Source organism: Rhizobacter sp. (assembly GCA_021153565.1).
In the GTDB taxonomy this organism is placed as follows: domain Bacteria; phylum Pseudomonadota; class Gammaproteobacteria; order Burkholderiales; family Burkholderiaceae_C; genus Albitalea.
The window spans coordinates 1-8192 of sequence record JAJKJU010000106.1 but is presented as its reverse complement, the minus strand read 5'-3'; the positions used below and the strand labels follow the sequence as shown (position 1 = coordinate 8192).

Sequence of the window (8192 nt, the reverse complement as noted above, 5' to 3'; positions counted from 1 at the left end):
CCTGATCTAGGCGCAAAGCGCAGCCATAGCCCGGGCTATGGCGAGCATTTGCAACGACGAGCAGGTGTCTTTTGGCGTGATGAGCGGGCATGATCGAAATACTCTCAGCCTCTCAGATGAGGGCTGCGCCTCGCGGCCAACGCATCGAGATCGAAAAGCCTCATTCGCCATGAGTCGCAGACCGTTACACTGCCGGCTGCCGGCGCCGATAGCATTAAGGACATGGCCCAAAACAATTTCCCGTTTTGGGGGCGCAGGGCGGGCGCGCTGCGGCGTTGCTCCTCGCTTGTGTGGCTCGCCACATGGCGCTCGGAGCGCCTTGCATCGCATCCCGCCCTGCGCCCCCAAAACGGAAAATTATTCCGGGCCATGTCCTAACGACGCCGGGCAATGCGCAAAGCAGGTGAACACGAAGGTGGCAACGCCTCCGTCTGCTCTGCGGCATCGTTCGACAGTCCTGTCTTGGGGCTTTGCGGGAGTACAGCATGCGGACCTTGGCTCAAAGTGCCTATTTGGATTCGGAATTCGGCGTGCAGCAGGAACTGCCACGTGTAGGCTCGGCATTGGAAAACCCTTACGTTTTCGATGCGACTGCGCGGGAATTGCACGACATGGCCCGTGACGGTTTGGTTGAGATCGTCGACGAGCACCGTCGATCGACACGCAGCGAATCCTTGATTGATCGTTTGACATTCAAGCGTATTCGCTAAGGATTTGGCCCGAAACAATTTCCCGTTTTGGGGGCGCTGGGCGGGCGCGCTGTGGCGTTGCTCCTCACTTGTGTGGCTCGCCACACAAGTGAGGAGCGCCTTGCATCGGAGCGCCTCCAAAACGGGAACTTATTCCGGGCCAAGTCCTAACTGCGAAACGCGAATTACTTGCCCCTTGCGAGCGAGGCAGACCTCGGTTCTCACTGGGCGCTAGGCAACCACGCGGCCCCGTTGTCGCGCGCCAGGGCTTCGAACTGCGCAGCGCTGAGCGGCTGGCTGAAGTGGTAGCCCTGAATCTGATCGCAGCGCAGACGTCCGAGCAGTTGCTGCTGCTCCTGCGTTTCCACGCCCTCGGCCACGACCTTCAGCTTCAGGGAATGGGCGAGCGTCACCATGGTGGCGACCAGGGTCGTTCCGTTCGCGTCCTCGAGCATGGCGGCCACAAAGGCACGGTCGATCTTCAGTGACTGCACCGGCAGACGGGAAAGATAAGCCAGCGAGGAGTAGCCGGTGCCGAAGTCGTCAATGGCCAGGCTGGAGCCCAGGCCACGGATGGCCGACAAGGTGTCACTCGAACCTTTGACGTCCTCCATGATCAGGCCCTCAGTCAGCTCGAGGTCGAGCAAGGACGGGGGGAACTGGGTTTCCTTCAGCACCGCATCGATCTTGTCGATCAGCTTCGGGTCACGCAGTTGGCGCGGCGAGAGATTCACGGCCACCGCAATCGGGGCAAGGCCGGCCAGCTGCCAAGCCTGGCCTTGCCGGCACGCGGTGCGCAGGACCCATTCGCCGATCGGCACGATCAAGCCCATTTCCTCGGCCAGGGGGACGAACTTCGACGGCGGCACGGCCCCCAACACGGGACTGTTCCAGCGCAGCAGCGCCTCGACCCCCGCGATGCGGCCAGTATCGAGCTCGAGCTCGAGCTTGGGTTGGTATTGCAGCTCGAACTCACCGCGCTCCAGGGCCTGGCGCAGCAGGCCGCCCATGGTGACGCTTTCGTTGATGGCCAGCGCCATGGCCGGTTCGAACAAGGCATGGGCGTTTCGGCCCGTCTGCTTGGCCCGGTACATGGCGATGTCGGCCGCTTGCAGAAGGCTTTCGCCGACCGCGTCATCCGTCCGGCCATCGCAGGGGTACAGGGCGATGCCGATGCTGGCGCACACGACCAGCTCTCGCCCATCGAGCAGCATGGGCCGGATCAGCGCTTCCTTCAACTTGCTGGCGACCAGCTCGGCATGGACCGAATCGGCGATGTCCTCCGCAATGACAGTGAACTCGTCGCCACCGAGGCGGGAGATCGTGTCGGCGTCACGCAGTGATTCACGCAGGCGCTGGGCCACGGCCTTCAAGACCTCGTCCCCGACGGCATGCCCCAGCGAATCGTTGATCTGCTTGAAATGATCGAGGTCCACGAACATCAGGGCCATCTGGCGTCTGCCCCGGCGGGCGCGGTTCATGGCCTGGGTCAGGCGGTCGCGGAACAGATTGCGATTCGGCAGCCCCGTCAGCGAGTCGTACTGGGCCAGGCGAGTCATGCTGGCCTCGCTTTTGCGCAGGGCTGCAACGCGATCCGCAACCATGACTTCAAGGCGTTGACCGTATTCCAGCAGTTGGTCGCGGCTTTCCTTCAGCAGGCGATGGCCGCGCACCACGCGGACGCCCGCATAAACCAGCAGGCCGATCAGCACGATGGCGAAAGCCGTGAGGTATTGGCGATAGCGTTCACTGCGCAAGCTGCTGAGGCGCTGCTCCCTGCCCAGCAGGTTGTCGATTTCATCGATGCGGGCGGCGGTGGGCAGCAGCGCGATGACATGGATCAGATCGTTCACTGTCTTCTGCTCGCGCAGCACGGCATCGACGTGAGCGCCGAAGACCCGCAGCATGTCAGCTGCCTCGGGTTGAAGGTCGCGCTCGCCATTGAGCCGGCGCATTGCTGTGGCAACTGCGGTAGCCCGCTCGTCCGTGGTCTCCTGGCTGTACAGCATGACAGCCAGCAGGGCATCGTTCACCGCTTCGAAAGCGTCGGGGTGATCTGGGTGGCTGTGGCCCAGGGCTTCTTGCAGCTCGTGCGCCGAGACCGGCAGGTAAATTAGTGAGTTGCGCAGCACGGCATTGCCCGACTTGAAGCGCTCGACCAGGGAGGCCTTCTCCTGGACGACTGCTTGCAACCGTGCCGCGCTGTCGGCCAGCCCGAACGCTTTCTCGTGGGTTCGTGTGCCCAACCCGGCGGCGGACTTCTGCAGCAGAGCGCTTAACTTGCTGAAGGAGCCGGCCAGGGGGTCGTAGCTGGTGTTGATGCCGATGCGGGACTTCAGCAGATCCGCGTCCCACTCCGCGTCCAATTGCTTGAGATGCCGCAGTTGCGTGACGTTCTCCAGGTAACTGGATTCGTCATGGCGATGGCCTCGCGTGTAGACGAATGCCAGCGCGGCGACGAGCACCGCACCCAGCAGGAAAACTGACTTCCAATAGGTTTTGGCTTGGGGATTCAATAGTGTTCGTTGACATTGCGGAAGGGCCCGAACTTGGCGCGTTGGTAGGCCTCGGGCGGTTGGCCGGCGTAGTGTTCGGGAATAGCGTAACCCTGCGGACGCAGTGCGGCATCCGGATAGAGCTTGGCACGGTTTGGGTTTTGGCGGCGCGGCATGCTGTCGTCGTTCACGTATGCAGCGATGTCGAGTGCCTCGGCGGTTGTGAGTTGTGGCTTGTCGTAGGTCGCACCCAATGGCATCGAGGCGGCGATGTAGCGCGCCAGCAGCGGCACAGCGAACATGTGCCCGGCATTGTCATAGGTGTCGTCACCGGCCAGCGGGGGGAACAGATAGCCGCCACCAACGTCGAAATCGGGTTTGCGCTGGCCCGACGCATCGGCGCCGTGACAGGCTTGGCACTTGGCCTGGAACAGCACCTTACCGCGCTTCGGGTCGGCTGCACGTGCGATCGGCTCGATAGGCATCAGCCCGGTGCCGTCCATCGCGGCACCTTGTTTCGTCTCGCGGCCAAGCCAGCGCAGGTAGGCCATGATGGCCTGGAACTCGGGTGTGTCCACCTTGATGGGTACGGCGCCAGCGCCGAACATGCCGAGCGCTCGTTGTTCGAGCGAGATCACTTTGCCTGACTTGGCGTCGAACTTCGGGTAGTCGTTGACGGCGTTGACCAGCGGCAGCGCAAACCTCTTGCTGCCCGGCAGTCCCGAAGGGCCGGTCTGGTGGCAGTTCACGCAGTTCAGGCTGTTCCAGCCCATGCGCTTGGTCGCGTCCGGCGCCAGCTTGCCCACGCGACGGGAGGTGTTGCGCATGAGGTCGATGCCGTCGCGGATTTGCTCGCCCTCGACGCCGCTTGGGATGCGCGCCTCGTCGGGCTCTCGCCAAGGCTGCTTTGGCCGCGCCTCGTAGCGCGCCTGTAGCGCCTGGGCCGCGGCCGTGTCAAGGATGTCGCCGACGCGATGGGGGGCGGTGTCGAAGGCCTGCGCGCTGCCGAGTGCGCTCAGGGCCAAGCAGAAGAGGAGACGTTGCATGTTCATGATGGATGCTTACATCGCATTTTTGCGATGGTTCGATGAAGATCTTGATTGTTCCATGACCAATTCGATGCTCAGCCGGAGGGCTTCGAGCGTCATGGGACCGATTTAACGGAAGGGGCCGCTGAACTTTTGTCCATGGTGAACTATCTACGTTTTCGGCATACAGCCCAGCAAGAATCCGAACTCGTGTCTATTCGCGCGAAGCTCTCTCCAGTGTCATGTACTGCTTGTATGTAGCGTCGGTGAGATTCTGTCCTTCGAAGGCGAAGGTCAGCTTGTCGGTTGCCTTGTACTGCAGGCCCATGTCGAGCTGCCCGTAGGCGCCGCCACAGGTCGGCAGTGCGTAATTCGCTGAAGTCCTGCTGCACCGCTTGCGCAGGGATCACCTGGACACCATGCTCGGGGTTCGGTGGGCTGAACAGCGTTCTTGCCGACACCCACTACCGCGACAGATCCGCGTTGCGCATGCTTCGCTCGGGTGGGTGCGTATCATTTGCCCCATATCTCGGCACGCTCCCTGCGGCCCAAGATACAAACTCGCCGAGGTGGCGGCCCCAAAGGCAAATCGATATTGCGGTGGCCCGGCGCCGGAGCAGCACCGCTACACAACACCAGCAATCAAGGAGGCTCCGTGACACCGGTCGACCACGTCTTTGTTCTGATGCTCGAAAACCGTTCATTCGACCATTTCTTTGGTCTTTCTGGACGTCCGTCAGTTCCTAAGCCCACTGATCCGGAGTTCAGTCCCGGCGCGACGGATCGGGCTTCCTACGATCCACCCCACGAATACGCGGATGTGCAGACTCAAATTTCGGGGGGAACCATGGCGGGTTTCGACAAGACCGCCAAATTGGCCTTCGAGCCATCACAGATACCGGTCATAAGCCAACTCGCCGACGAATTCGTCCTCTTCGACAACTGGTTCGCCTCGGTGCCAGGTCCTACCTGGCCCAATCGATTCTTTGTGCACGCGGCGTCCAGTGGAGGCTTGGCAACCAGCCCCACCCAGTTTCAGGAGGGCGGTGCGGTCATCTCTCCAGCCACGCCGTTCAAGTTTCAGAACGGGTCAATCTACGATCGTCTTGATTCGCAGCAGAAGAAATGGCGCGTCTACCACGGGGACGTCCACCCTCAGGTGCTGGCAATGCCTGGACTGGGCGAGAAGTATCTGACCAGTGCCGAGAACTTCTGCCCGACGTACCCTTCGAATCCCCATTTCTCCGACTTCGCCACTGACGTGAACAGCGCCTCGTACGGCCCCGCCTACACCTTCATCGAGCCGGACTATGCCTTGCAGATTTTCAGCCAGTTCCGAAACGGTGACTCCCAGCATCCGCGCGGGCTCGTCAGTGCTGGCGAGAAACTCATCAAGTACGTGTACGAGTCGCTGCGAGCATCGCCGATCTGGTCCAAGTGCGTGCTCCTGGTTCTTTGGGATGAGCATGGAGGTTTTTACGATCATGTCCCGCCGCCCGCGAATGTCGCGCCTCCTGGCGACACGCCCTACAACAAGCCCACGGATGGCCACGATCCCGGTTTCGCCTTTGACCGTCTTGGCGTTCGTGTTCCGGCGCTCCTGATCTCGCCCCTGGCTCCACGAGGGAAACTGGGGAGCGAGCTGTTTCCGGGAGCGACGTTTGACCACAGTTCAGTCATCAAGTCTGTGTTTGAGAACTTCGGTCTGGGTGCCCCGCTCACTGGGCGAGATGCCGCTGCGCCCAGTTGGAACGCTTGCCTGGATGCGAACGCCCGTGCGGATGCGGGGGATGGTCCGGCAGTGCTGTCAGCCCCCGCCAAGCCCAAGGCAGCAGAGCTTGCGCAAAAGGCGATGCCCGCCGTGACCGTACCCAAGGACGTCGACGGCTTTCTCGCAGGCATGTCGCTCATTTCCATGGATCTCGATCGAGAGATTTCGAACCAGACAGGCAAGGCACCGATTGCCAACATCACGCCTCAGTCTCCCGCGAGCTACGATGCCGCGCGTCGCGCATCGCTGGCCGACCCGAATTTTCGACTGCAACTTGTGCAGTACATCAACGAAGTCTCCGTTCACGCTCAGGTTCACCGTATGAAGGAAAAAATGGCTAGCAACTAATGTAGTGTTGAGGCGGCTGAGTCTTCAAAGAGTTTGTCAACGGCCAAAGGGAAGGCCCGGAACGTCTCGACTCCACTGTCGCAGACCAGACGTCAAAGACTACTGGCTGACCATGGCGCACAGGCGCATCGCCCACACGGCATTCGACCGCTACACAATGGCGGTTCGAACTGTGACGCCTCGACCTCGGCGATACTGCATCGGGCCGCATCGTCGTTACAGCGAGACCCTGTGGATTGGCAGCCGAGGTGGTTCGTCAAGCGCACCGTCCAGCGCGTGCCCGCTGCATTGGCTCGCGCATCGCGGGCGAGCACTGCGGGGCACCTCGGTCTTCCTGAGAACGACCGAACAAAGGGGCCCCCAAGGGCCCCAGAGCCGATGGTTCAGTGGCCTGACTGTTGCCTGCGCCGTGCGATGCCGCCCAGCGCGGCGATGCCAACGAGCATCAGCCCCCACGTCTGCGGCTCGGGAACGACGGCCACCGGCAGCGTGCCGGTGAACTGCTGCTGATGGATCTCGCCATGCTGCGTCAGGCTGGCGGAGATGAGCGTTCCTTCAATGTTGTTCGAGGTGGTCACCGCGGCGTGTGGCGCCAGCACGGAGCCTCCCCATTGGCTGTCGATGGTGAGCGCGGTGGCATCACTGAAGTTCCAGATCACCTTGGCGCCGATCGCCTGGGCTGAGCTGCCGAGAAAGTTGGCGTTGAGCGTGCCGCTGGCGAGGTCGCTGTTGATGAACACCGAGGTGGCGTCGCCGAGCACGAAGTTGAACTCATGGACAGTGGCGAAAAAGGTGGCGTCGTTGGCAATGTCGAACACGGCTCGGCCCGCGGCGTCCGGCACGACAGTGAAGGTAGCCTTGCTGCCGTTGATCGCGATGGTGCTGTTGGCGGTCAGCGCCTTGATGGCAGCGGATGCCTCGCCCATCACCGCACCGAAGTCGGTGCTGTTGCGTGCATCGGCGTAGCCTTGCAGGGTCGGATTGACGGCCGGCGAGGCAACGATGCCACTGTTGGCATTGCCGCTGCGCGTGCCGGCCACATAGGACGGCGTGCTGCCGTTGAAGTTGGTGTTGATGCTGTTGCCGAACACCACGCCGCCGCCGTTGTTGACGTTCGTGTTGCTGAGAGAGCCGCCGTCAGCAACGCCGTTGTTGTTGACGTTGATCTGCGAGGCATTGCCGAGAACGGTCAGGCCGGCATATGTGGACGCCGGCAGGGTGCGGCTGGCGAAGGTGGCCGGGCCTTGCAGGTTGCCGCCGATGAAGCTCCGGCCTTCGACGTCGCTGGTGGACGTGGTGTCGCCCAGCACGACGAGGTTGAACTGCTGCATCACCTCTTGCGCCGTGAGCGGCGCGGCCATGGCAATGGGGGGAACGGCAGCAGCGAGGACGATCGAGTGAACGGCGGCGCGGACGAGCGTCGACAGAGGAGAGGGGATCATGGGAGACACATCAAGTTAACGAGGCGGGATCGTAAGGGGGAGGGGCTTTTGCGGAGCCCCGCCAGGCACCAAACCCCGCGAATGAGGGGCCGACGCTCGCGAAACTGCCCGCATCGCAAAGCCCGGCGCGTGGTGGGATCCTTAGGACATGGCCCGAAACAATTTCCCGTTTTGGGGGCGCTGGGCGGGCGCGCTGCGGCGTTGCTCCTCACTTGTGTGGCAGGCCACACAAGTGAGGAGCGCCTTGCATCGCATCCCGCCCAGCGCCCCCAAAACGGAAACTATTCCGGGCCATGTCCTTATGCGTACCAGGAAGGACTGAGAGGCTGAGAGTATTTCGATCATGCCCGCTCATCACGCCAAAAGACCCCTGCTCGTCGTTGCAAATGCTCGCCATAGCCCGGGCTATGGCTGTGCTT

Annotated in this window: 5 protein-coding genes; 2 read left to right on the top strand and 3 right to left on the bottom strand. The window is 62.2% G+C overall.

The window, feature by feature from the left end; translation table 11 throughout:
- Positions 1 to 494 precede the first annotated feature (494 nt).
- On the top strand, positions 495 to 710 hold the full coding sequence (locus tag AC30NL_RS06550) for a hypothetical protein (protein ID WP_489463205.1): 216 nt from the start codon (positions 495 to 497) through the stop codon (positions 708 to 710).
- A gap of 200 nt (positions 711 to 910) precedes the next feature.
- On the opposite strand, the gene AC30NL_RS06545 is transcribed toward AC30NL_RS06550, so the two are convergent.
- Both AC30NL_RS06545 and AC30NL_RS06540 read right to left on the bottom strand, forming a co-directional pair.
- A complete protein-coding gene (locus AC30NL_RS06545; RefSeq protein ID WP_489463204.1) occupies positions 911 to 3205 on the bottom strand; it encodes a putative bifunctional diguanylate cyclase/phosphodiesterase in 2295 nt (764 codons plus the stop codon).
- A complete protein-coding gene (locus AC30NL_RS06540) occupies positions 3202 to 4236 on the bottom strand; it encodes a c-type cytochrome (RefSeq protein ID WP_489463203.1) in 1035 nt (344 codons plus the stop codon). The genes AC30NL_RS06545 and AC30NL_RS06540 overlap by 4 nt, the downstream gene beginning before the upstream one ends.
- A 631-nt stretch (positions 4237 to 4867) precedes the next feature.
- On the opposite strand from AC30NL_RS06540, the gene AC30NL_RS06535 reads away from it, so the two are divergent.
- A complete protein-coding gene (locus AC30NL_RS06535) occupies positions 4868 to 6331 on the top strand; it encodes an alkaline phosphatase family protein (RefSeq protein WP_489463202.1) in 1464 nt (487 codons plus the stop codon).
- A 383-nt stretch (positions 6332 to 6714) separates the two neighbouring features.
- Here the strand turns inward: AC30NL_RS06535 and AC30NL_RS06530 are convergent, their stop codons facing one another.
- Positions 6715 to 7773, bottom strand: coding sequence for a choice-of-anchor A family protein (locus AC30NL_RS06530; RefSeq protein ID WP_489463201.1), 1059 nt, complete (start codon positions 7771 to 7773; stop codon positions 6715 to 6717).
- Between the last annotated feature and the right edge of the window lie 419 nt (positions 7774 to 8192).

What these genes read in the sequence shown, in the direction of transcription:
- AC30NL_RS06530 (WP_489463201.1), bottom strand. Translation starts at nt 7,773, where the DNA reads ATGATCCCCTCTCCTCTGTCGACGCTCGTCCGCGCCGCCGTTCACTCG.
- AC30NL_RS06540 (WP_489463203.1), bottom strand. Translation starts at nt 4,236, where the DNA reads ATGAACATGCAACGTCTCCTCTTCTGCTTGGCCCTGAGCGCACTCGGC.